This window comes from Bacillus sp. V26, assembly GCF_034296245.1.
GTDB lineage: Bacteria > Bacillota > Bacilli > Bacillales > Bacillaceae > Bacillus > Bacillus halotolerans.
Window position 1 is genome coordinate 202,576 of record NZ_JAXKQF010000006.1, and the last position, 24,543, is coordinate 227,118.

At 41.4% G+C, this 24,543-nt stretch carries 26 protein-coding genes and 1 pseudogene; 10 read left to right on the top strand and 17 right to left on the bottom strand.

The window, feature by feature from the left end:
- Window positions 1-51: 51 nt before the first annotated feature.
- The 5 genes and pseudogenes from UJ203_RS17305 to UJ203_RS17325 form a co-directional block, all read left to right on the top strand.
- A complete protein-coding gene (locus UJ203_RS17305; protein ID WP_322012761.1) occupies window positions 52-741 on the top strand; it encodes a DUF554 domain-containing protein in 690 nt (229 codons plus the stop codon).
- Between the two features lie 95 nt (window positions 742-836).
- The gene (locus UJ203_RS17310) at window positions 837-1,712 is read left to right on the top strand and encodes an AraC family transcriptional regulator (protein ID WP_322012763.1); all 876 of its coding nucleotides are present in this window, start codon (window positions 837-839) and stop codon (window positions 1,710-1,712) included.
- 521 nt (window positions 1,713-2,233) lie between these two features.
- The gene (locus tag UJ203_RS17315) at window positions 2,234-2,572 is read left to right on the top strand and encodes a DUF4870 domain-containing protein (RefSeq protein WP_322012766.1); all 339 of its coding nucleotides are present in this window, start codon (window positions 2,234-2,236) and stop codon (window positions 2,570-2,572) included.
- Between the two features lies 1 nt (window position 2,573).
- Window positions 2,574-3,305, top strand: a complete 732-nt coding sequence (locus tag UJ203_RS17320; RefSeq protein WP_322012768.1) for a MerR family transcriptional regulator — start codon at window positions 2,574-2,576, stop codon at window positions 3,303-3,305.
- A 225-nt stretch (window positions 3,306-3,530) separates the two neighbouring features.
- Window positions 3,531-3,689 (top strand): annotated as a pseudogene (locus UJ203_RS17325) (DUF255 domain-containing protein); the annotation flags it as partial.
- Between the two features lie 62 nt (window positions 3,690-3,751).
- On the opposite strand, the gene UJ203_RS17330 reads toward UJ203_RS17325, so the two are convergent.
- Complete coding sequence (locus UJ203_RS17330) at window positions 3,752-4,588, bottom strand: helix-turn-helix transcriptional regulator (protein ID WP_322012770.1); 837 nt, start codon at window positions 4,586-4,588, stop codon at window positions 3,752-3,754.
- Window positions 4,589-4,693: 105 nt separating this feature from the next.
- On the opposite strand from UJ203_RS17330, the gene fabF reads away from it, so the two are divergent.
- Window positions 4,694-5,926, top strand: coding sequence for a beta-ketoacyl-ACP synthase II (fabF, locus tag UJ203_RS17335; protein ID WP_322012772.1), 1,233 nt, complete (start codon window positions 4,694-4,696; stop codon window positions 5,924-5,926).
- A 171-nt stretch (window positions 5,927-6,097) separates the two neighbouring features.
- A complete protein-coding gene (locus UJ203_RS17340) occupies window positions 6,098-8,167 on the top strand; it encodes a thioredoxin domain-containing protein (protein WP_322012774.1) in 2,070 nt (689 codons plus the stop codon).
- On the opposite strand, the gene UJ203_RS17345 is transcribed toward UJ203_RS17340, so the two are convergent.
- Window positions 8,164-9,063: a type II CAAX endopeptidase family protein gene (locus tag UJ203_RS17345; RefSeq protein ID WP_322012776.1), complete on the bottom strand. Its 900-nt coding sequence runs from the start codon at window positions 9,061-9,063 to the stop codon at window positions 8,164-8,166. The genes UJ203_RS17340 and UJ203_RS17345 overlap by 4 nt on opposite strands.
- Window positions 9,064-9,291: 228 nt before the next feature.
- On the opposite strand from UJ203_RS17345, the gene UJ203_RS17350 reads away from it, so the two are divergent.
- Window positions 9,292-10,644, top strand: a complete 1,353-nt coding sequence (locus tag UJ203_RS17350) for an MFS transporter (protein ID WP_322012778.1) — start codon at window positions 9,292-9,294, stop codon at window positions 10,642-10,644.
- A 31-nt stretch (window positions 10,645-10,675) separates the two neighbouring features.
- Here the strand turns inward: UJ203_RS17350 and UJ203_RS17355 are convergent, their stop codons facing one another.
- From UJ203_RS17355 to UJ203_RS17405, 11 genes are all read right to left on the bottom strand, one after another.
- Window positions 10,676-11,230 carry a maltose acetyltransferase domain-containing protein gene (locus tag UJ203_RS17355; RefSeq protein WP_322012780.1) on the bottom strand — a complete coding sequence of 185 codons (555 nt, stop codon included), beginning with the start codon at window positions 11,228-11,230 and terminating at the stop codon, window positions 10,676-10,678.
- Window positions 11,231-11,248: 18 nt separating this feature from the next.
- On the bottom strand, window positions 11,249-11,629 hold the full coding sequence (locus tag UJ203_RS17360; protein WP_322012782.1) for a VOC family protein: 381 nt from the start codon (window positions 11,627-11,629) through the stop codon (window positions 11,249-11,251).
- A gap of 56 nt (window positions 11,630-11,685) precedes the next feature.
- A complete protein-coding gene (locus UJ203_RS17365) occupies window positions 11,686-12,621 on the bottom strand; it encodes a LacI family DNA-binding transcriptional regulator (RefSeq protein WP_322012784.1) in 936 nt (311 codons plus the stop codon).
- Window positions 12,622-12,680: 59 nt separating this feature from the next.
- Entirely contained in the window at window positions 12,681-13,439 is a 759-nt protein-coding gene (gene xth, locus UJ203_RS17370) for an exodeoxyribonuclease III (protein WP_105954678.1), read from the bottom strand.
- 61 nt (window positions 13,440-13,500) lie between these two features.
- The gene (gene rpsR, locus UJ203_RS17375; RefSeq protein ID WP_010332656.1) at window positions 13,501-13,740 is read right to left on the bottom strand and encodes a 30S ribosomal protein S18; all 240 of its coding nucleotides are present in this window, start codon (window positions 13,738-13,740) and stop codon (window positions 13,501-13,503) included.
- Window positions 13,741-13,782: 42 nt separating this feature from the next.
- The gene (ssbA, locus tag UJ203_RS17380) at window positions 13,783-14,301 is read right to left on the bottom strand and encodes a single-stranded DNA-binding protein SsbA (protein ID WP_010332657.1); all 519 of its coding nucleotides are present in this window, start codon (window positions 14,299-14,301) and stop codon (window positions 13,783-13,785) included.
- Window positions 14,302-14,341: 40 nt separating this feature from the next.
- Window positions 14,342-14,629: a 30S ribosomal protein S6 gene (gene rpsF, locus UJ203_RS17385; RefSeq protein ID WP_010332658.1), complete on the bottom strand. Its 288-nt coding sequence runs from the start codon at window positions 14,627-14,629 to the stop codon at window positions 14,342-14,344.
- 110 nt (window positions 14,630-14,739) lie between these two features.
- Window positions 14,740-15,840, bottom strand: a complete 1,101-nt coding sequence (gene ychF / locus UJ203_RS17390) for a redox-regulated ATPase YchF (protein ID WP_024123566.1) — start codon at window positions 15,838-15,840, stop codon at window positions 14,740-14,742.
- 126 nt (window positions 15,841-15,966) lie between these two features.
- The gene (locus UJ203_RS17395) at window positions 15,967-17,970 is read right to left on the bottom strand and encodes a molybdopterin-dependent oxidoreductase (protein WP_322012791.1); all 2,004 of its coding nucleotides are present in this window, start codon (window positions 17,968-17,970) and stop codon (window positions 15,967-15,969) included.
- Window positions 17,971-18,020: 50 nt separating this feature from the next.
- The gene (locus UJ203_RS17400; protein ID WP_095712546.1) at window positions 18,021-18,227 is read right to left on the bottom strand and encodes a DUF951 domain-containing protein; all 207 of its coding nucleotides are present in this window, start codon (window positions 18,225-18,227) and stop codon (window positions 18,021-18,023) included.
- A 93-nt stretch (window positions 18,228-18,320) separates the two neighbouring features.
- Window positions 18,321-19,337, bottom strand: coding sequence for a hypothetical protein (locus UJ203_RS17405; RefSeq protein WP_049809975.1), 1,017 nt, complete (start codon window positions 19,335-19,337; stop codon window positions 18,321-18,323).
- 510 nt (window positions 19,338-19,847) lie between these two features.
- Here UJ203_RS17405 and yyaC point away from each other — a divergent pair.
- The gene (yyaC, locus tag UJ203_RS17410; protein ID WP_322012794.1) at window positions 19,848-20,465 is read left to right on the top strand and encodes a spore protease YyaC; all 618 of its coding nucleotides are present in this window, start codon (window positions 19,848-19,850) and stop codon (window positions 20,463-20,465) included.
- A 38-nt stretch (window positions 20,466-20,503) separates the two neighbouring features.
- Here the strand turns inward: yyaC and spo0J are convergent, their stop codons facing one another.
- Together spo0J and soj are read right to left on the bottom strand one after the other, a co-directional pair.
- Window positions 20,504-21,352, bottom strand: a complete 849-nt coding sequence (spo0J, locus tag UJ203_RS17415) for a stage 0 sporulation protein Spo0J (protein ID WP_044160288.1) — start codon at window positions 21,350-21,352, stop codon at window positions 20,504-20,506.
- Window positions 21,345-22,106, bottom strand: a complete 762-nt coding sequence (soj, locus tag UJ203_RS17420; RefSeq protein ID WP_010332665.1) for a sporulation initiation inhibitor protein Soj — start codon at window positions 22,104-22,106, stop codon at window positions 21,345-21,347. The genes spo0J and soj overlap by 8 nt, the downstream gene beginning before the upstream one ends.
- 249 nt (window positions 22,107-22,355) lie before the next feature.
- On the opposite strand from soj, the gene UJ203_RS17425 reads away from it, so the two are divergent.
- On the top strand, window positions 22,356-22,796 hold the full coding sequence (locus tag UJ203_RS17425) for a PH domain-containing protein (protein WP_322012797.1): 441 nt from the start codon (window positions 22,356-22,358) through the stop codon (window positions 22,794-22,796).
- 43 nt (window positions 22,797-22,839) lie between these two features.
- Here UJ203_RS17425 and noc read toward each other — a convergent pair whose 3' ends face one another.
- Together noc and rsmG are read right to left on the bottom strand one after the other, a co-directional pair.
- A complete protein-coding gene (noc, locus tag UJ203_RS17430; RefSeq protein WP_003219249.1) occupies window positions 22,840-23,691 on the bottom strand; it encodes a nucleoid occlusion protein in 852 nt (283 codons plus the stop codon).
- A gap of 121 nt (window positions 23,692-23,812) precedes the next feature.
- Window positions 23,813-24,532 carry a 16S rRNA (guanine(527)-N(7))-methyltransferase RsmG gene (gene rsmG, locus UJ203_RS17435; protein WP_024123575.1) on the bottom strand — a complete coding sequence of 240 codons (720 nt, stop codon included), beginning with the start codon at window positions 24,530-24,532 and terminating at the stop codon, window positions 23,813-23,815.
- Window positions 24,533-24,543: the final 11 nt, after the last annotated feature.

The window sequence follows — 24,543 nt, forward strand, 5'->3', positions numbered from 1 at the left end:
AACTTGAGGGTTTATTTTTTTGAAAGGAACTATTATTGGAGGAGATAGCCTATGTTTGGAACAATTTTTAACACAGTTATGATCATTGCAGGAAGCTTAATTGGAGGTATATTCAAAAAAGGAATGAAAGATGAGTACCAAGAAATACTTATGCAGGCAATGGGATTCGCCGCAGTTGGACTAGGGATCAACGCCTTTACACAGCATTTGCCTTCTAGTAATTACCCCATTCTTTTTATTGTCAGTTTAGCTATTGGGGGATTGATTGGTCAGAGCATAAATCTAGAATTAAGATTTAACAATTTAGTCAACAAGTTCTCTAAAAGCAATTTAGCCGAAGGTTTATCAACTGCAATCTTATTATATTGTATAGGCTCGTTGTCAATATTAGGCCCTGTTAACGCTGCTCTGCATGAAGATTATACTTATCTCCTAACAAACGGTATATTAGATGGGATCACTTCCATTGTTCTCGCTTCCACATTTGGTTTTGGAATAGCAGCATCAGCGGTTGTATTATTTACCTGGCAAGGCTCAATATATTTATTTGCAAAATTAATGGAAAGCGCATTAAATACAGACCTTATTAATGAAATCACAATTGTCGGCGGTGTATTAATCCTTAGTTCAGGGTTAAGTATTCTGGGAATTAAAAAATTTAAAACTTTGAACCTCCTGCCATCACTGTTGATTCCGCCTATTGTCATTTTAATTATTCATGTATTTGGATTACCATTTTAAATCCTTAATCTACAATTAACCTGCAAAACTGTGCACGGAATGTCGGGTAGAAACATTTCACCCCTGTTATTCTTTTGTTAAAGGAGGTCAAATAAATGGATTTGCTTAAAAGTATGAATAAAGCATTAACGTATATTGAAGAAAACCTCACTAATGATATTGATGTTAAAGAAGTAGCAAAGCTTGCATTCTGCTCTGAATATCATTTTAAAAGGATGTTTTCCTTCCTTTCTGGTATTTCATTATCCGAATATATTCGTCGCAGACGTCTTACTCTTGCAGCTTTTGAGCTTAAAGAAAGCAATGTAAAAGTGATTGACATTGCAATAAAGTACGGGTATAACTCCCCAGATTCTTTTGCACGGGCATTCCAAAATTTGCATGGCATAAAACCATCAAAAGCCAGACGTAATGGCCATTCACTTAAAGCTTATCCACGTATGACCTTCCAGTTATCAATCAAAGGAGGAAGTGAAATGAACTATCGCATTGAAGAAAAAGAAGCATTTCGCATCGTTGGCATTAAAAAAAGAGTTCCTCTTATTTTCAAAGGGGTTAATCCGGAAATTGCATCCATGTGGGAAAGTTTAGATGAAGAAGCAATAAATACACTTAAAAAGCTTTCTAATGTAGCGCCTGTGGGACTCATTAGTGCTTCCACGAACTTTTCTGAAGGCCGGACAGAGGAGAAAGGAGAGCTTGATCACTATATTGGCGCAGCCACAACGAAACAGTGTCCAAATAACCTCTCACAGCTTGAAGTTCCTGCCTCAACATGGGCTGTATTCGAAGCAACCGGACCATTTCCGGATACGCTGCAAGAAGTATGGGGACGCATTTATTCTGAATGGTTTCCATCGTCAAATTATGAACAAATAGAAGGTCCAGAAATACTGTGGAACGAGCATAAAGATATAACATCCCCTTCTTTTAAAAGTGAAATTTGGATACCGATCTTAAAAAAAGACTAAGTTTTACGATCAATGAAGAGGAATTGAAGGTTCTTTATGGAAGCAAATAATTAAAGTAATCGCACACATGATGAGTAACTATAAGGATTTTTCAAATTATATATACAGAAAATAAAAACATACCATATTCTTTATTTGGTATGTTTTTTTATAATGCAGCGTCTGCTTTTCATTCTGCAAATTAAGAGAAGATAATCTTTATATCATTTATGTAATAATTTTAATACTAAAAAATACCTGAAATAATTAACCCAGCTTCTCTACTGGAAAGATGATAGCCGTTTTTTTAGTTGGATATCCATCTAAGGCAAGTATATGTGCTTAGATCATTTATATTGCGTGTATCTACATCATAAGACATGTCCAAGGTGCCATGTTCGTTAGAATAACCATAACCAATAATCAATAGTCCGCGCTTTATAAAAATTTGCATCGACGTAAAAATTATTTATTCTTTATTGATCCTCTCCTCACGTCACCTTTTAAACTAAAATTGAAGTTTAAAAGGAAAGGTGATTTTTATGAAGAAAACCACAAAAAAGGAAATTTTATTAGTGCAGATGATGTTAGGAATTTCTTTAGCTCTAGGTGTATTACCTCCACTCGTTATGTTTTTTTCACATCGAAAGAAGAACATATTTTATCGTGAAGCAAGCAGAAAAGCACTAAACTTCCATTTAACTTTAATCCCCTTCTTTATAAGCAGCAGTTTTTTACCACCTTGGGTCAAGTACGTTATATTAGCAATTGAAACAATGATTATTTTGTTTGCTATGATTTGCATAGCTATACAAAAACCTTACCAGTATCCTGCAATTCAATATATCAAAAACAAAAAGATTGCAGCAAAAGGAGCATAATATGTCGAATAACTTTTTAACAATTGGGCAATTAGCCAAGCGAACTGGTGTAACAATCCGTACTCTTAGATACTATGACAAAATCGGATTACTTCAGCCGAGTGATTATAATGAAGGTGGACATCGATTATATAGTTTTAAAGAACTCCAAAGGCTGCAACAAATTCAGTCATTAAAATTTATAGGTTTTTCCCTCAAGGATATTTCAGACTTTTTAGTCGCCGAACAAATTGAAAAACGAGATATCACGCATACAATCATGTTTAAAAAAAAGCAGCTCCTCGCAGAACAAGAGAAAATACAACACACAATTGATCAACTAAACCATATGTTTGCTATATTAGAAAACCAACAAAAAGTCTATACAAGTATCTTTTGTTTTATTATTCATTCTATCCTTTGGGAAGAAGAAAACTTAGATGAACTGAATCAAATTGAAAATTCAATTTACAACTTTAGAAGCAATGAAAGATTAGACTTAGACAAAGAATATTTTTCAGTATTTACAAAGTTGAAAAGCCTTGTGATTGAAAATGTAAGCCCTCAATCAGAGGAAGCACAACTTTTTATAAAAGATTTTGTAGCACTTAATAGAAAAACGCTTTTAAAAATGAAAAACTCAAAAGATAATGTGATCAATTTTAATAAGAAAGATCAACTCAATATTCTTGATCCGTTAAATGAAAAAGAAAAACTCTTTATTAAAGATGCATTTTCTTTTATATCAAATTAAATGAAGGGGCAAGTTAGATATAATTCAGAGGAACTTATTCGATTCCTATTAAATATTTAGGTTTTATCAAAATATGTATCGCGGAAATTATTTTCTAATCTAAAAAGTCAGACTGACAATTAATCAGTATCTCTTTTAATCATAAAAATGAAAAGGGTATTTTATCTCCACTTATGTTAAAAACATGATCATTTTTTAAAACCATCACAGAGAGAAGGTGATCCCGTGCCAAATAACAATAAACCCAATAGATTAATCGCTGAGAAATCACCATACTTACTTCAACACGTCCACAACCCAGTTGACTGGTACCCTTGGGGATAAGAAGCCTTCGAAAAGGCAAAACGCGAAAACAAGCCGGTTCTCGTATCTATTGGGTATAGCTAATCTTGGCTATTCTAAAGAACATTGTCATTTATGCACATTAGGAAATGAATTTATCATAGCTAGCTTTCAATTAAACGTTTTAACTTAAGCTCAGTTTCAGTATTCTCAACTGGAGTATAGACGCTGCATCTTAAATCAGTATCTCCATGCACTTGTAATGAAGTAAGATTAAACAACATTTTACCTACCTTAGCATGACGAAACTCAATTAATACTTCAGGAGCAGAGCTTATCTCATTTTCATTCCAAATTTTATGAAACTCAGGATATGCCTGTTCCATTTCTTGTATAAATTGCTCATACCAGTCATCAGCCACATACTGTCCATAATACGTTCTAAATATTGCAATATATCCCCTAACAAAATGCTCCCAATTCACTGCTAAACTTTTAAATTCCTTTCTTGCGAATAGTAAGCGTATTATATTCCTTTCTGCCGGGATGATTTGTTCAAAATCCAAAAATACATTAGCTGCTGCTTTATTCCACCCAACAATGTGGCTTCTTCTATCTGATATAATCGTTGGGCAATAACGAAGTTCCTGCAACATTTTTACCAAAGCCGGACTGATTTCCTTCTCATTCTCATTTATAAAGGGTTGTTTCACTCCTTCCTCTAACGCTAGAGCATACAAATATCTCCTTTCATCGTTATTTAATTGTAATGCTCGGGAAATAGCATCTAATACCGAAGTAGACACTTTTATATCTCTTCCTTGTTCTAACCATGTATACCATGTAAGACTTACACCGGCTAGTTGAGCCACTTCTTCTCTTCTTAATCCTGGTGTTCTTCTGCGGGTTCCTACAGGTAAACCAACCATTTGAGGGGTAATTTTCGAACGTTGGTTCTTTAGAAACTCTGATAAAGCTTGAAGTCTTGTTTCTGGTTTCATTAAAATCTCCTTTTAAAATAGTGTTAATTATACTAGGATAAACAACAACTTGTAATAGGATAACACAAAAGTTAAAGTTATTTAAAAAACAAGGAGGGAATGATCATGAAAAGAGTAGTCATTACTGGAATGGGAATTATTTCTCCACTAGGAAATGATGTAAATAGCTTTTGGAATCAACTAGTTAAAGGACAATCGGGAATATCGCTTATTGATTCTTTTGATACTGCTGATTATAAAACAAAGATAGCTGGAATCGTTCGTGATTTTGATGCAGATGGAATATTGGGGAGGAAAGAAGCAAAACGATTAGATCGTTTTAGTCAGTTTGCCTTAGCAGCAGCCGAACAGGCATTAGAACATTCACAATTACAGTTAGATAAGGTTGATCTTGAACGTTTAGGGGTATATGTTGGTTCAGGAATTGGAGGCATTCAATCACTTGTTGATAATGTGAATGTATTAAATAAACGAGGTCCCGCGAGAGTAAGCCCTAGTCTTGTTCCAATGATGATTTCAAATGCAGCTGCGGCTCAAATAAGTATTAGATTAGAGGCACAAGGCCCGTCATTGTCACCAGTAACGGCCTGTTCAATCGGGAACACCTCTATTGGTGAAGCTTTCAATGCGATCCGAAATAATGAGGCAGATATTATATTTGCCGGTGGAGCAGAAGCAGCAATCACACAGTTATCTTTGGCTAGTTTTGGAAACGCTCATGCACTATCTACAAGAAACCAAGATCCAAGTCGAGCCAGCCGTCCGTTCGATACAGATAGAGATGGTTTTGTTATGAGTGAAGGCGCAGGTATCTTAGTATTAGAATCATTAGAAAACGCTATTCTTAGAGATGCGCCGATATTATGTGAAGTAGTAGGGTATGGAGCTAGTTCAGATGCTCATCATATGGTAGCATCACACCCAGAAGGTAAGGGTGCCTACTTAGCAATGAAAAAAGCATTGAGAAGTGCAAATATATCAACAGGTGAAATTGATGTTATTAGTGCTCATGCAACAAGTACACAAGTAGGTGACCGTTCTGAAGTTCTAGCTATTAAGAAATTATTTGGTGAACATTCACGTAAACTTCCAACAACTGCAAACAAGTCAATGACTGGGCACATGCTTGGTGCTGCTGGTGGAGTAGAAGCAATTGCTTTAGTGGAAAGTTTGAGACAAGGAATGATTCCTCCAACTATTAATGTAGAGAATCAAGATCCAGATTGTGACTTAGATGTTGTATCAGAAGCGAGACATCTTCCATTGAAATATGGGCTATCAAATTCTTTTGGTTTCGGCGGACATAATTCAGCAATCGTGTTAAAGAATTACGATTGAAGACCCATCTTTACAGTTCAAAGGTGAAATAATGGATCTATCTAGAGTTTATAGCCCTTGGTTTTCATGATGGAATACCACACAGACAAATCATGACGGGCCTTAACTATCTGGTATATTAAATAGAGGAAAGAGAATACTTTAAAAAACATTTAGAAAGAAGGTGATCCAATGCCCACTAACAATAAGCCCAATAGATTAATCGCTGAGAAATCACCATACTTACTTCAACACGCCCACAACCCCGTAGACTGGTACCCTTGGGGAGAAGAAGCCTTCGAAAAAGCAAAACGCGAAAACAAGCCGGTTCTCGTCAGCATCGGCTATTCGACATGTCATTGGTGTCACGTCATGGCTCATGAAAGCTTCGAGGATGAGGAAATCGCCCGCCTTCTTAACGAACGTTTTGTTGCGATTAAAGTGGATCGGGAAGAGCGCCCTGATGTTGATTCTGTTTATATGAGAATCTGCCAGCTGATGACCGGACAGGGCGGCTGGCCGCTGAATGTGTTTATCACGCCTGATCAGAAGCCGTTTTACGCGGGTACATATTTTCCGAAGACGAGTAAATATAACCGTCCGGGTTTTGTTGACGTGCTTGAGCATCTTTCAGAAACGTTTGCAAACGATCGTGAGCATGTCGAGGATATTGCAGAAAACGCCGCTAAACATTTACAGACCAAAACAGCAGCTAAAACAAGTGAGGGGTTAAGCGAATCAGCGATCCACCGGACATTCCAGCAGCTTGCCAACGGTTTCGATACAATCTACGGCGGCTTTGGACAGGCGCCGAAATTTCCTATGCCTCATATGCTCATGTATTTGCTCCGTTATTATCACACGACGGGGCAGGAAAACGCTTTGTACAACGTTACGAAAACACTGGACAGCATGGCAAATGGAGGCATTTATGACCATATCGGCTATGGGTTTGCCCGCTATTCGACCGATGATGAGTGGCTCGTCCCTCACTTTGAAAAAATGCTGTATGACAATGCGCTCCTGCTGACAGCTTATACTGAAGCTTATCAAGTCACGCAAAACAGCCGTTATAAAAAGATTTGTGAGCAGATCATTACGTTCATTCAACGGGAAATGACCCATAAAGACGGGAGCTTTTTCTCTGCTTTAGACGCGGATACAGAAGGCGAAGAAGGAAAGTACTACGTGTGGTCAAAAGAAGAGATCTTGAAGACGCTCGGAGAGGATCTCGGCACGCTGTATTGCAACGTGTATGACATCACAGAAAAAGGCAACTTTGAGGGCAAAAACATTCCCAACCTCATTCACACCAAGCGGGAACAAATCAAAGCGGATAGCGGCTTAACCGAGGAAGAGCTCAGCCGCAAGCTTGAAGATGCAAGACTGAAGCTGTTAAAGACGCGTGAAGAAAGAACATATCCGCATGTTGATGATAAGGTGCTGACGTCATGGAACGCACTAATGATTGCGGGTCTCGCTAAAGCGGCAAAGGTATTCCAGAAACCCCAATACCTCACCTTGGCTGAAGACGCGATCACCTTTATTGAAAACAATGTAATCATCGACGGCCGGGTGATGGTTCGGTATCGTGACGGCGAAGTGAAAAACAAAGGATTTATCGACGATTATGCCTTTCTCTTATGGGCTTATCTCGACCTCTATGAAGCCTCGTTTGATCTATCCTATTTAGAAAAAGCGAAGAAGCTGTCAGACGATATGATCGATTTGTTTTGGGACGAGGAGCATGGGGGGTTCTACTTTACCGGACACGACGCAGAAGCGTTAATTGTCAGAGAAAAAGAAGTGTACGATGGCGCCGTGCCATCAGGAAACAGCGTGGCAGCCGTTCAGCTTCTGCGCCTCGGGCAAGTCACAGGCGATTTGTCGCTGATTGAAAAAGCCGAAACGATGTTTTCCGTGTTCAAGCCTGAAATCGAGGCATACCCGAGCGGCCACTCTTTCTTTATGCAAAGTGTGTTAAAACATATGACGCCTAAAAAGGAAATTGTGATTTTTGGGCGCCCGGACGATCCAGACAGAAAACAAATCACAAGCGCGCTTCAACAGGCCTTTATTCCAAACGATTCCATCCTGGTGGCAGAGCATCCCGACCAGTGCAAAGACATTGCGCCATTCGCGGCTGACTATCGCATCATAGACGATCGAACAACCGTGTATATTTGTGAAAATTTCGCCTGCCAGCAGCCGACAACAGACATCGAAGAAGCCTTACAAGCATTAAAAAGCAGCAGGGATTAAACGCCTTGCTGCTTTCTTTTTGATCTCTTATGGTATTGTACAACGATAAACGCAAAGAAAAGATTAACGACAACCGTAAAGAAAGTCTCCCACATCGGATTTCCCCGTGTGATGACAAATAAGGAAGGAATATCTCCATATACACTATTTTTTTCAGTCATAAAAAGACATAAAAACATATTATTTGCGGCATGCACACCAAGTGAAATTTCAAGGCTGCCTGTTTTGACCGTATAATACGTTAAAAGAATCCCAATTGTTACATACTCAATGCCTGCCCAAAAAGCGCCATTACTCATTTCAGGATTGCCAAAGTGTACAACCCCAAATAGACCGCCGACAATCAGCGTCAATACAAAAGGATTCTTTATCACTTTTCCAAAAGCCTGCAATAAAAATCCCCTGAAAAACAGTTCTTCCGCAGAAGTCTGGAGCGGCACCAATAACAGAGATGCCACAAGCAGCCACAGAAAACGTGAGGCGTCAAAATCCTGAAAAGTGTATTTCGCCGGATGAATCGCATAATCAATCCCCTGAACCACAGCCATCAGCAAGAAATAAGCGAGAAAGCCAAAGAAAATGCTGCGCCAGTTGATTTTTGCATGCGGTGTAATGACGGACCGAAACGGGCGTTTCAGGATAAATCGAACAGCCAGCCAAACCCCAGGGATCGCAAATACATAAACGATATGAGCTAAAAACAGATCAGCCAAAGAATCGGTTAACATACCTGTATCCACATCAAACGCGATATGTGGACTTAAAAGTGCAGTCAATAACATCATAAATACATAAACAATGCTTCCAAAAAAGAATAAGCCAACCATCACCAAAAAGGAGAAAAAATATCTCCACAATGTATTGTTTCCTTCTAGAGGACGGATAAATGAATTCATTCCTTCTATGACTCTTCCTTTCAACGAGAATATTACTATATATTTGCATAATTTGGTCTATTAATCTACTGTTTTGGAAATCTTTTAAGCAAAATTAAGGCGAAAAGTGTGAATTTAGTTCTTCTATCTAGTGATTTGAACTCTGTCTCCAATGAATCAAGATACTTATAATAATGCCAAGAGGGGAATGTTCAGTCTTTCTCCCGCTATTAAAAAAGGGGGTTTTTTATGAATACGGGCGTCAAACAGAAACATACACATCCTTTTTCAAACGCGGCAAACCGTTTAGACCGCCTCCCGATTTCACGTGTCCACTTCCAAGTATTAACCGCTCTCGGCATTGTTTACTTCTTTGATCTTGCGGATTTATTTACCCTCAGCAATGTTGCGCCGGCACTGATCGAGCATTGGGGCATCCAGCTTTCAACCATTGCCAATGTAACGGCTGCTTCGTTTTTAGGTATGTTTTTGGGAGCATCACTTGGGGGACGGCTTTCAGATCGAATCGGCCGAAAAAAAGCCTTGAACCTATTTGTCTTCGTTTTTTCAATCGCATCTTTATGCAATGCCGCGGCATGGGACATCCCATCCTTAATGGCGTTTCGTTTCCTCACTGGGTTTGGCGTCGCAGCTGCCATGGTCATCACCAATAGCTATTTAGCAGAATTTTTCCCGTCCAGTGTTCGCGGAAAATATATTTCTTTCTGTGCCATGATCGGATTGATCGGCGTTCCGATCACCAATATCGTATCAGCCTTTGTCATTCCGCTCGGCTCATGGGGATGGAGACTTGTCTTTGTGTGGGGCGCTGTTGGCCTTATATATTTTTTCTTTATTCGGCGGCTGGAGGAATCACCCCGCTGGCATGAAAATCGCGGTGAATATGAAAAAGCCGATGCCATCCTGAAAAGGCTTGAAGCAAGCGTTGAAAAAGAAAAAGGACCGCTTCCTGCTCCGGCGCCGCAAACCTCAAGCGGACAAGTTCAACATGCGGGTTACGCGGGATTATTAAAGGGGAGAAACCTTAAAATAACCATTGTGTTATCCGCGGTATGGATTTTTGAAACCTTTGGATTCTACGGCTTTGCCTCCTGGGTTCCCAGCCTGCTGAAAAGCAACGGGGTCACGATGGAAAACACATTATGGTATAACGTATTGCACTCGGTCGGCGCTCCGCTCGGCGCATTGCTGGGTTCAATGATTTCTGAAAAATTCCAGAGAAAATGGATATTGGCCGCCAGTGCGTTTCTGACTGCCATCGCAGGTCTTTTATATGGCATGACCTTCATTCCAATCATGATTATCGTGTTTGGTTTCATCGTCAATATTACGGAACGGGTTTTCACATCAAACTTATATGCGTATACATCTGAGCCTTTTCCAACAGAGTATCGCTCGTCAGGCAGCGGTTTAGCCTATGGGCTCGGGCGCTTTTCGAACATCTTCGGATCATTGCTCGTCGGTTTTATTGCCGTTCAGCTCGGCTATGTCAGCGTCTTTTTCTTTATAGGCGGCTGCTGGCTCGCATGCTCCATTTTATTAATCTGCTTCGGCCCCAATACGAATGCCAAGCAGATATAAAAAGTCAGTGCGGTGTTTAACCGCACTGATTTCAATTCAATTCCTTCAGCTTTCTCGCAGGGTTTCCCCCTACAACCGTATTCGCAGGCACATCCTTTGTCACTACGGAACCCGAAGCAATCACCGCGTTATCGCCGATCGTCACTCCCGGGTTTATTACTGCCCGCCCGCCAATCCAAACATTATCCCCAATTGTAACGGGCTTACCGAACTCCTTCCCCGACTTCCTTTCAAGCGGGTCGAGAGGGTGACCTGCCGTGTAGATATGCACCCCTGGAGCAATCAAACAATCACGTCCTATACGAACTTCACAAACATCAAGAATGACACAGTCAAAATTAACAAATGTACGATCCCCCATATGAATGTGATAGCCGTAATCACAGCGGAATGTCAGCAAAATGGTGACTTGATCACCGATCGAACCCAGCAGATTTTTCAAAATTTCCGTTCGCACTGACTCATCTTCTGGTGATTCGTTATATTGTTTAATCAGATTTCTCGCATGTTTACGCTCTAGTGATAATTCACGGTCTTCCGAATTGTATAATTCTCCGGCTGCCATTTTTTCTTTTTCTGTCAGCATTCAAGTCACTCCAAGATTTTAAATTGTAATCTCTATTAGATTTCCTTCCTCATCTTCAATTACACTTTCATAGTAGCCGTCCCCCGTCGTCCTTGGGCCGCTAACTACAGCGAATCCGTCCTGCTTTAACCTTTCTGTCAGTTCATCAACATTCTCTTTGCTTCCAGTGGAAAAAGCGATATGCGCCCAGCCTGTCATCGTTTGTGACGGCTGATCAGTCACATCTCCTTTTTTCATGATTTCCAGCCTTGCTCCGGAATCAAACGTCATAAAATACGACATAAAATCTTTCTTCTCATTATGATAAAGAGAATTGGCTTTGCCATGAAAGTACGTTTCATAAAAAGCCTTCATTCGCTCTAAATCGCTGACCCAGATGGCCGTGTGCTCAATACGCATTTCTTCCTCCTCCTTTGTCTTTCAATGAAGTTATAAGGTATGAAATGCATTTCAGTTCAAGCTTTTTTCATGAATTGGTGGAGAATTTTTATATCTTTGGGACGCTCCTGCAAAAATAACGAAAATGCTGCGGTGCCCAGCTGCTCAAGATTCAGATCAAGCGATGGGAAACAGAGGGCACGGCTGATAGAGGAATTTCCTTCTCCAATGATCTCAACATCCCAGTCTTTCTTTTTGGCAAATACATAAATTCCCGCTGCCACTTCATCACTGTTTGCATAAATAGCTGTTGGAGCCCGGCCGCTTGTATAGAAATACGCACCCGCCTGCTCTCCGTCGTCCATATGATTACAGCCGGTCAGCATATGGCGGTCCTCCAGGCTTCCATAGACGGCCTGATAAGCCGCTGCTTTAACCGCCGTACTCGGGCTCTTGTCGGCGCTTCTCACGCTTGTAAAAGCGATATTTTCATGTCCGCGGTTCTTTAGATATCGAAAGCTTTCTATGTAGGCTGCTTTTCTGTCATTGTAAGCACAAGGAATATCCATGTCTCCAGTATCCTCACAAGCGATAATCGGTCCATATTCTTGATAGGCTATCATACTGTCCCAGTGATTGGCTCGTGATGTAATAATAAGGCCATCTATTTTTTTCATTCTTAACAGCTCTAAATATTTGATTTCAATGTCGGGGTTATAGTTGGTAGGGAGGAGGGTTGTTGCATATTCATGTCTAAATGCCGCCTTTGTGATGCCGTTTATGATTTTATCAAAGCAAGGGTGATCGCTGTAGGGCAGGATTACACCGATCGTTTGAGTCTTGCCGCGAATAAGATCAATCGCAGTTCGATTCGGTGTGTAGTCTAATTCCTCCATGACTTGATGCACCAGCTTCCTTTTTTCTTCAGACACATACGGATGATGATTCAGTACACGTGACACAGTCGAAACAGATACATTCGCCAATCTCGCAATCTCTTTTATGTTTGCCATCTCTTTCTCCTTTTTCATCATAAAAAAAGCAGTAAGTATCAATCCTTACTGCTATCTCATCATATATTGATCGTAAGTTCAACAGGGCAATGGTCGGAGCCCAAGACGTGTGCTGATATCTTGGCATTTTCAATCTGCCCCTTAAGACTTTCAGAAACAACAAAGTAATCCAGACGCCAGCCGATATTTCTGTCCCGGGCACCTGCACGATACGACCACCAGGAATAAGCGCCTTCCAGATCAGGGTATAAATAACGGAATGAGTCGATAAAGCCGGCTTCCAAAAAACGAGTGAATGCTCCTCTTTCTTGATCAGAAAAACCCGCGTTATTCCGGTTTGCTTTTGGATTCTTCAAATCAATTTCCTGATGAGCCACATTTAAATCACCGCACAGGATAACCGGTTTTTTCTTGTCCAATTCGAGAATAAACGCTAATAAAGCCTCTTCCCATTGCAAACGGTAATCAATGCGTTCCAGCCCTCTTTTTGCATTAGGCGTATAAACGGTCATCACATACACGTTTTCAAATTCCAGCGTAATCACTCTGCCCTCTTGATCATGTTCTTCTATTCCGATTCCGTACATGACGTTCAGCGGCTTTTGTTTTGAAAAAACAGCCGTACCTGAATATCCTTTTTTCTCTGCATAGTTCCAATATACATGATAGCCTTCTGGTTCAAGATCCACTTGGCCATCCTGAATCTTTGTTTCCTGCAGGCATACAACATCGGCATCCTCTTCTTTCAAGTAAGAGAGGAAATCCATTTTTCTCATGACAGCCCGCAGGCCATTCACATTCCAAGAAATGAGCTTCATTTTTTATCCCCCCTATAAAAAAGAGCAAGAACCCGAAGGTCCTTGCTCTTTACGTATCAGCTTACTCACCAGTTACGTATGGAAGTAAAGCCATTTGACGAGCGCGTTTGATCGCTGCAGTCAATTTACGTTGGTATTTAGCGTTTGTTCCAGTTACACGACGTGGTAAAATTTTACCGCGCTCAGAAACAAACTTTCTAAGAAGATCTACATCTTTGTAGTCGATGTGCGTGATACCGTTAGAAGTGAAATAACACACTTTACGGCGCTTCGCACGACCGCCTCTGCGTCCTCCTGCCATTGTCATTTCCCTCCTTTCTTTGTCAATTTAGCGATATTCTCATTAGAATGGAAGATCATCATCCGAGATGTCAATCGGCTTGCCGTCGTTGGCAAATGGGTCATCATTAAAGCTGTTCCCCTGATTGCGTCTCTGGTTGTTTTGATTTCCCCCGAATGGATTATCATTTTGGCCTCCGCCAAAGTACTGGCCTCCGCCGCTGTTTCCTTCGTTGTATCCACCTGAACCAGAACCGCCGCCGCTTTTCGGCTCAAGAAATTGAACACTTTCAGCTTGGACCTCGGTCACGAAGACACGCTGCCCTTGCTGGTTTTCATAGTTTCTTGTTTGTAAACGGCCATCTACGCCTGCAAGGCTTCCTTTTTTCAGGAAGTTTGCAACGTTTTCGGCTTGTCTTCTCCAAGTGACACAATTAATGAAATCGGCCTCACGTTCTCCAGACTGGTTCGTAAATGTACGATTCACAGCAAGAGTAAACGTGGCAACAGCCGCACCGTTTGGCGTATAACGAAGCTCTGGGTCTTTTGTCAGTCTTCCGACTAATACAACTCGGTTAAGCATAAGAAAGACCACCTTTTACCATTATATATTTCAAAATTGCTTATTCTTCTTCTTTAACAACAATGTGGCGAATGATATCGTCACTGATCTTAGCTAGACGGTCAAATTCTTGAACTGCCGCAGCATCAGCTTGAACGTTTACGATTTGGTAGAAACCGTCGCGGAAATCGTTGATTTCGTAAGCAAGACGACGTTTACCCCAATCCTTTGTTCCAGTGATCTCCGCACCGTTAGAAGTCAGAACGTTGCTGAAACGCTCGATTACTGCTTTTTTAGACTCATCGTCAATGTTTGGGCGGATAATGTACATAACTTCGTACTTTCTCATCTGTTTGCACCTCCTTTTGGACTAAGCGGCCCGTAATGGGCAAGGAGCAATAATTCTATTACTCACAATTTTATATTATACCAAAGCTCTTGTCCCTTTACAACTGCATCCTATACATTAAATCGGAAATGAATAACATCTCCGTCTTTTACCACGTAGTCTTTTCCTTCAAGACGGACTTTTCCGGCTTCCTTCGCTCCTGCCATGCCGCCGCCCGCAAGAAGATCATCATAAGCAACCGTTTCAGCGCGAATGAAGCCGCGCTCAAAGTCACTATGAATAATTCCAGCGCATTCAGGGGCCTTCATGCCTTTTTTGAATGTCCAAGCTCTGACTTCCTGCTCACCGGCTGTGAAATATGTTGCCAGCCCAAGCAGCGAGTAAGATGCTTTAATCAACTGATCAAGACCCGACTCTTCAATTCCCAGCTCTTCAAGGAACATTTGCTTTTCATCGCCTTCAAGCTCAGCGATTTCGGATTCAATCTTCGCACAAACGACGATGACTTCTGCGTTTTCGCCGGCAGCGTATTCACGAATCTTCGCTACATATTCATTGCCAGACGGATCAGCCACTTCCTCTTCACTTACGTTTGCAACATACAAAATAGGCTTTGAAGTCAGCAAATGAAGCTGCTTTACAAGCTTTTGCTGCTCTTCAGTAAACTCAACAGAACGAGCAGGCTTTTCATTTTCAAACGCTTCTTTCAGTTTAGACAAAATGTCAAACTCAAACACAGCCTCTTTATCTTTTTGCTTTGCAAGCTTGCTGACACGTGTAATCCGCTTTTCAACTGTTTCCATATCAGCGAGAATCAGCTCAAGATTGATCGTTTCGATATCATCAATCGGATCAACTTTACCGGAAACGTGTGTAATATTATCATCAGAAAAAGCACGGACAACGTGGCAGATCGCGTCAACTTGGCGAATATGAGAAAGGAATTTGTTACCAAGGCCTTCTCCTTTTGACGCGCCTTTTACGATTCCTGCAATATCAGTGAATTCAAAAGCAGTCGGCACAGTCTTCTTCGGTTTGACCAGCTCAGTCAGCTTTCGCAGACGATCGTCCGGTACTTCTACAATTCCCACGTTCGGATCAATTGTACAGAACGGGTAGTTGGCTGATTCGGCACCGGCCTGTGTAATTGCGTTAAATAATGTTGATTTCCCGACGTTCGGCAAACCGACAATTCCAGCTGTTAAAGCCATTCTTTCATCTCCTCTATATAAAACCGTCATTGCATTAACGTATTTTGAACCTAGAGTAATTATAAGGAGGTTCACTGGAAAAGACAAGCTGACAAAAAAGCATTTTCAGCCTGCTGAACCCTCTCATTATGCTTTTTTCAAGCCCACTAAACAGTCAAAAAGCGTACTTCCCATTCCATTATCAGAATTTGTATCATTTGTCAGCGTATTGACGGAGCCGCCAAAAGCCGCCCACATGCCTTCATCTACATTTATCGTCTTTGGATGAGCCTGTTTCATCACTTTAACTTTACCATTCAAACGGCCCCGATCATTGAAAATGACAACCTCGTCTCCATCCTGAAGATCCCGCTCAGCCGCTATATCTGAAGAAATATCAACCTGTATGTGCTGAAGCTTCTCGATGAACGGCACATGCTGTGAATGATTAGAGCGCTGCGGATGAATGGACAAAAGCGTGTAAGGGTATTTTTCGGCAAGTTCTTCGTTATGGTAAATAGACTCCTCAGGCACTTCCAATTGAAGTGCACCGCTAAATCCTTTTTCTTCAGCTAAAGAAGAGGTAAACTCAAATTTTCCGCTTGGCGTCAGAAACGTAAAGTCATCCCACGGCACCTGTTTAACCGGAAGCGGCAGATGGCCTTTTTCTTTCAAGTGCTCAAGCGTTACACCGTCTGCCTCCAATGAAGAAAGCCCCATCTCCAAAAGTTCTTCAGTACTGTGTTCAAAAAGCTCTCCAAATTCAAGGCGCTTTGCAAGCTCTGACCATATCCATCTGTCTGACTTCGCTTCACCCTGCGGTTCCACCAGCTTCTTCCCATACTGAACATAATGATGGTACATACTGGAATAATAAATATCCTCTTCTTCAAAAACAGTGGCAGTCGGCAAAACATAGTCGCACAGCTTTGCCGTATCGGTCATGATGGAATCAATCGCTACAGTCACCGGAACCTTTTCAAACGCCTGTCTAACTTTATTTGTGTTTGGCACCTGAGTCAGCGGGTTCCCGCATGTCACGATAATCATCTCGATCGCAGGATCATCAGCGGTTAAAACCTCTTCAGCCTGTGTCATCATTGAAAAAGAACGTGATTTCGTTTTTAATTCCGGCAGCGTCAGCTTCGTTTTTGCAAAGCTTTCACCAATCTGGACATTGCCAAAATTTGCGCCGCCGCCTTTAATCCCAACGTTTCCGCTTGCCGCAACAAGCGCATCAATCCAGCGAATCGTCCCGCCGCCATTTTTATACCGCTGCATACCAAGCCCCATAAAAGTAGACACCGGACCATCCGCATACAGACCTGCAAGAAACTCCATCTCTTCCATCGTAGTTTCTGTTTTCGCAGTAAACTCCTCGAGAGAAACCGTGCTCAAAAGCTCTTTTACATCATCAAACCCGACAGAATGCTGAGAAATAAAATCCTCATCCGTTCTTCCCATCTCAATCAGAACCTTCAAAACAGCCGCGGCAAGCCAGCCATCCATTCCTGGCTTTACAGAAATATAACGGTCAGCCAGTTTTGCAGTCGGATTAAAAATCGGATCAATCACCGTCAGCGTTGCGCCCTTTTTCTTTACCTGCTGCAAACGGTGATAAAGGTGCATATTTGTCCTTGATACATTTCTGCCCCACACAACGACGTGTTTGCTGTTGTAAATATCAAGCGGCCCGTGCCCATACGAACGGCCGAAATCCCAGCTTTGCGCCTCTATACCCGAGCCCCAGCAAATGCTTCCGACAATCTCAGTCACACCGCCATACGCATTAAAAAAACGCTGATCTAGCGCTTTTAACAAACCGTTATTGGCATAATCATGGCTGTGCAAAACTGCTGTTGTTTCTGACGTCTCCTTAATGTCCCGAAGTTTATCGGCAATTTCATCAAGAGCCTGCTCCCAAGAAATCCGCACAAACTCGCCATTTTGTTTTTTCATCGGATAGCGAAGCCGATCAGGCGAATTTGTTTTCGTTTCTAACATTCTGCCGCGGCCGCAGATTTTCCCTTCCGTAATCGGATGGTTTGGATCTCCGTCCACTTTTGTTACCTTTCCGTCATCAACAGTCACCACAAAACCGCAGCTGTCCCAGCAATTCAGAGGGCATGCTGACTGATGCACTTTGCTCATCGCCGTCTTCTCCTTACCTTCTATATGAAAAAGCATGAGTGTCAGCCTTTTTATGAAGTAGGCTCCTCATGCTTGACCAGTACTTTTTTTACTTTTCTTTCAAATTCTTTTCTCGGAATCATCACGCTGTGAGAGCAACCCTCACATTTAATCCGAATATCCATTCCCATACGTATAATTTTCCATCTGTTTGCTCCGCATGGGTGCGGTTTCTTCATTTCTACAACATCATTCAGGCCAAAGTCTTTATCCGCCAAGACCCTTCACCTCTCTTCATAAACTGCTGAATCTATTGTACAAAAAAACTGATCATTAGAGCAATCATCATACCCAAAAAGAAAGGAATCCTCTTATTTCCATTTACTTAAAATAGGGTATAACAGCAAACAAACTAATAGATAAAGATTCAGCATTCCATAAATAGGATATAAAAAAGCGATTAAATCGGAAAAACCGAAAGAAGTAAAAGGCACCATCAACACTAACAGAATCAATACGATCATCCATCTCGGCATATGAAGAAAAGCCATCAGCCGGCTGGATAATCCAAATAAACCAGCCACCGTCGTCGTATATATCGCAAGGCACAGCACCGCAGTCATACATAAAAAAAGAAGATAAGGGGCACCCTCCAGAATGGCAAACAGCGGAATTTCAAATTGAGAAAGGGAACCAGCCAGTTCTACCAACGTTTCATTATATACAAAAGAGATCACGCCAAAAATAAGACCGCTGGCCACACTGGCGATTTTAGCTTCCCCCAGCCCTTTCATTTCTTTCCCGACAGACGATAAAATCGCGACAACTGAAAGAATATTTAAAGAAGTAAACGTAATGCTGGCAGGCCAGTTATACTGCCGGCTCAAATCTATCGTCCACGTATGGTGATGAGTGCTCTGAAATGAAAATAACGCATACATCAGCCCGGCAACTAAAATAGGAATTAAAATGCCATTCACAGATAAAATCCCTTTCACATCCCAGAAAAACAAACACACCGTCACGATGCAAAGCAGCGCAATTCCCCACCAAAAAGGGAGCTTGTACATTTGCAGCGTCACTCCGCCTCCGGCGATCATCACCATGGTTGTAGAAAATAAATAAAAGACAATGAGAATATCATAAATTTTCGCCAGCCACGGCCCCATTAAATGTTCAAGAACCGGAAGAAAGTGAGTGGATTGAACCTTAAAACTGATTTTCATCACTATATAAGACGAGAAAATGAACATCACTGTAAACAGCACAATAGCCAGTCCGCTTTCTGCGCCAAAGAACTGCCATATCTCCTGGCCGCTTGCATATCCGGCGCCGATCAGGCTGCCTAATATAAGCAGCATCCACCTCATTCCGGCTCTCCACAACATTATCACCTCATAAGTACAGAGTTCAGCTTGTTTCCGTTATTGTTACTATATAGAGCGCTAATAACAAAAATGCCTATTTTCATAGGAAAACAAAAAATAATGGTTGAATGTGAAAATACAGTACAAAATACACATAAAAAAAGACCGCCTAAACAGGCAGTCAAAACATAGAATCCCATCCTCCGCTTTCTTTACCATTCCTTTATACGCTGCTTCACCAAGATATCATGTTCAATCATTCAGTTATTCCGATCTTATCGTAATCTTCATTAGGCGTTCCGCATATTAATGATTCCTCCATTACCAAAACAGCAGACCATATCTTGCTTCACCTGAAGCGCTGCGGCACAATACTTGTAAACAACCTCTATCTTCTCCTCTTTGTATCCAAAAATCCGTAAACAGACACAAAGCATAAAAAACCTAACTGCTGGATATAATGTAAACAACCTTACATACCAAAAAAACACATCCCTAGCAATTCCGATATCTAACAAGGAAGTGAAACCTATGAATCGAAAAGGCGGGCTTTTTTCTTCTCAGGAACGAGTAAAGCAATATGTTTCACATACAGATACAGCTGCAGCAAAACAAATACAAACGATTCTTTCTTCATCCTTACGTAAAGCTGCCGGCAGACCGATTGTTGTGGTTTGTATCGGAACAGACCGTTCAACTGGTGACTCATTAGGCCCGCTCGTAGGAATGAAACTCAAACAGATGCAGCTCACCAGATTCCACGTCTACGGCACTCTGTCTGATCCTGTGCATGCTGTAAACATGAAGGATAAATTGATGGAAATCCACAAATTACATAAAAACCCATTTGTTGTAGCAGTTGATGCTTGCTTAGGGCGTGTGAAAAGCGTAGGTTCATTCCAGATCGGAGATGGCCCGCTAAAGCCAGGTGCCGGTGTACAGAAGGATCTTCCTGAGGTAGGAGATCTCCATGTGAATGGAATTGTAAATGTCAGCGGTTTCATGGAGTACTTTGTTTTACAAAATACAAGGCTTCACTTGGTCATGAATATGGCAAATGTTCTTGCTGAAGGACTGAGTTTAACAGATCGAACAGAGTGGAGGCAGGAACGGCTTAATCCGCTGCAAAGACTCACAGGACGATTATAAAACAAAAAACCATCTTCAATAGAGATGGTTTTCTTTCATTACGATTCTCGTTCTGATAAAAGCTCTAAGATCCGTTCAAGATCCTCGTTGGAGAAAAACTCAATTTCGATTTTGCCTTTTTTCTTTTGTCTCTTAATATTTACTGTTGTACCAAAATAATTTTGGAGATACGATTCCCGTTCTTTGATAATCGCATCTTTCACAGGCTCTTTTTTCTTTGTTTCACGTGGAACATTCTGATTTAATTGCTGAATCAGCTGCTCAAGCTGGCGAACGTTAAGCTGTTCTGCAATCACTTTTTGCACAAGCGGTTCAAGCTTGTTTTTATTTTTCAAACCAAGAAGTGTGCGGCCATGCCCCATAGAGAGCGTGCCTTCCGCAATCAGCTGCTGAATGTTCTCAGGCAGTGTCAGCAATCTTAAGTGGTTGGCAATATGCGGTCTGCTTTTTCCGAGACGTTTTGCAAGCTGCTCTTGCGTGACATCTAAGTGTTTGAGCAAAGAGTCATAAGCCTGAGCCTCTTCCAGCGGTGATAAATCCTCACGCTGAAGGTTTTCCAGTAAAGCAATTTCTCTCATTAACGCCTCTGATAATTCACGGACAATCGCTGGAACTGTTTCTAAACCTGCAAGCTTTGCCGCCCGAAAGCGCCGTTCACCCGCAACAATATCATAGCCTTTTAAAGATTTTCTGACGATAAGCGGCTGGAGAATGCCATGCTGCAGCACAGATTCTTTGAGCTCGGCCAGAGCTTCATCGTCAAAATGTTTTCTTGGCTGATAAGGATTAGGGCGTAAATCGGTAACTTTGATTTCCTCAACTGTCTCTTCAGACAAATCAACCTGATTAAACAACGCATTAATCCCTTTTCCAAGGCCTTTAGCCATTCGCAGCCACTTCCTTTGCTAAATCTAAATATACTTCCGCACCTCTTGACCGCGGATCGTATAAAATGATGGGTTTACCGTGACTCGGTGCCTCACTCAGACGGACATTACGCGGAATAACAGTCTGATATACTTTATCTCTAAAGTATTTTTTCACCTCTTCAATCACTTGAATGCCAAGATTTGTCCGGGCATCAAGCATCGTCAGCAATACGCCTTCAATCATTAAATCAGTATTCAAATGCTTTTGCACAAGACGTACTGTATTTAATAATTGGCTCAGTCCCTCCAAGGCATAGTATTCGCACTGTACAGGAATGACAACTGAATCTGAAGCAGTCAACGCGTTAATTGTCAGCAATCCCAATGACGGAGGACAATCAATAATAATATAATCATAATTCTGCTTCACTGCTTCAAGCGCTCTCTTAAGTCTCACTTCTCTTGAAATTGTCGGAACCAGCTCGATCTCAGCTCCTGCAAGCTGTATCGTCGCAGGAATCACATCCAAATTCTCTACTGAAGTCGCTTTAATAATATCTATTACATCTGCATCATCTACTAAAATATCGTACACACACTGATCTACATCGGCTTTTTCAATCCCCAATCCGCTCGTTGCATTCCCCTGCGGATCAATATCTACCAGCAGAACCCTTTTCCCTATGTAAGCTAAGCATGCTCCAAGGTTGACAGACGTCGTTGTTTTTCCGACTCCGCCTTTTTGGTTCGTAATTGCTATGATTTTTCCCACGATGTCACCTACTTTCACATGAACATGTACTGTCATGTTTCTATTTTATCAAAAAAAGATTAAAGCGTTTCACTTTTTTCATCATTTTGTTTTTTATCAGAAGGGAATATTTGAAAAATTTAATCAGCGCTTTATTGCTTTCTCTTATAAATTCTTAAACTGATATGTTTTTTTGACTTAAAAAAGGGATTTCTAATAGAAAAAAAGAAGAAGTTACAATGCAGAAAGTACAAACAGGACGGTGATCATATGGTTTACAAAACAAAAAGAGATGCACCCGTTACTCTTATGATTGTGTTTCTCATATTACTGATACAAGCAGATGCCATAGTTCCTTTTGTGCTGGGAAATATGAGGATATCCGGCTGGATCATTTTTGTTCTGCTGACTCTTTTCAATGTGCTCATCATTTGGAGTTTCATTGATCTGAAATATGTATTGAAGGAGCACCGTTTGATCATTAAAGCCGGATTGATCAAACATCAAATTCCTTACGAAAAAATCGACAAAGTGATTCAGCAAAAGAAGCTGTGGTCAGGTTTTCGGCTTATTGGCTCACGGCGTGCGATTACGATTTATTATCGGGGAGGCTGGGGACATGCAGTCATTTCTCCACAGAACACGGAAGAATTTATCCACAAGCTCAAAGAAAAGAATTCTAATATAACAATTGTGACTAAAAGTAATTAATTCCCTTTTAGCGAAAAAGCTCTCCTGGACAGCAGGAGAGCTTTTATTTTGGTATGCGAATCGTCAATTGAATATATTCTTCAAATTCCTCTTCTTCCGTATTCAATTTTACGCCGCTGTCTTCAACCATTGACAGTGACTGGCGAATCGTGTTCATTGCAATTCTAGTATCCCTGCTGAACGCTTTGCGTCTAGGCTTTGGTTTTCTCTGGCCTTGCTCCAGCATTTTAACCACGCGGTCTTCTGTCTGCTTTACATTTAAGCTTTTCTCAATTATCTCTGTGAGCAGTGTGACTTGGAGCTCAGGCTGTTTCAGGGGAATCAGCGCTCTGGCATGACGCTCTGTGATTTTCTTCTCCATGATTGCGTCTTGAACCGGCTGAGGCAGCTTTAATAGCCGCAGCTTGTTCGCAATCGTTGACTGCCCTTTTCCTAAACGCTGCGCCAGTGCTTCCTGTGTTAAATCATGAAGCTCAAGGAGCCTTGCGTAGGCATGCGCTTCCTCAATCGAAGACAATTCCTCACGTTGCAAATTTTCAATTAACGCCACAGAAGCGGTTTCCGTGTCGGAAAAATCCTTAATAATGGCCGGAATCTTTTCCCACTCGAGCGATTGCACCGCTCTCCAGCGTCTTTCACCTGCAATGAGTTCGTATTGGCCTTCTTCTTCTGTATGCCTGACAACAATCGGCTGAATAATGCCGTGTGTATGAATGGTCATTGCTAACTCTTTGATTTTTTCATCTGAGAAAATGGTGCGTGGCTGAAAACGGTTGGGAACGATAGCATTTACCGGTATTTCCAGAATCTCTTCTTTGTTTGTCTCATGTTCAGCAATCTCCGGTTCCTGTTCCTTCTCACCAAGCCCGAAGAAACGAGAGAATGAATGCTTCATGTACCTACACCACCTTTAAAAACTGCCATTTTTATAATTCTATTTTCTCATGGTTTTTCCTGCTGTACCGTCATTAATTTTGAAGAAAATATGATGGTATTGTCATATCAGGCTGTCTAAATTACCCTTCAATTGGCGATTTATTAGGAGTTCCCGGTTTTCTTGGATACTTCTTAGGTGTATTTTTGATCTTGCGTATCACCATAATATTACGATCGCTTTCTTCAATAGGCAGCTTAAAGGAATGGGTATTCTCAAGTTCTCCTCCAAGCGTTGTGATTGCTTTTTTCCCGGCGTTTAATTCTTCTTCAGCAGATGCGGCTTTTAAAGCAACAAATAAACCGTTTTTCTTAACCAGAGGCAGGCAAAGCTCACTTAAAACAGAGAGTCTCGCAACCGCTCGCGCTGTCACGATATCATAGCTTTCCCTTACGTCCTTCCGTTGTCCGAATGTTTCAGCTCTGTCATGGCAAAATGTCGTATTCTCCAATTGTAAAGCTTCAGACAGCTTTTCTAAAAACGTTATTCGTTTGTTTAGTGAATCTACGATTGTGACATGAAGGTGCGGAAAACATATTTTAATCGGCAGACTCGGAAAACCCGCTCCCGCTCCGACATCACAAATCGTATTCATCTGATTGAAGTCGACATAAAATGCAGCTGTAATGGAATCATAAAAATGCTTCAGATACACTTCTTTTTTCTCTGTAATCGAAGTCAGATTGATTTTTTCATTCCACTCAACCAGCATATCGTAATACAGCTCAAATTGCTCCAGCTGACGAGGAGAAAGGGAGATCCCTTTTTCCGCCAGTCCAGAAGTGAATTCTTCAATATTCATGCCGTCATCCT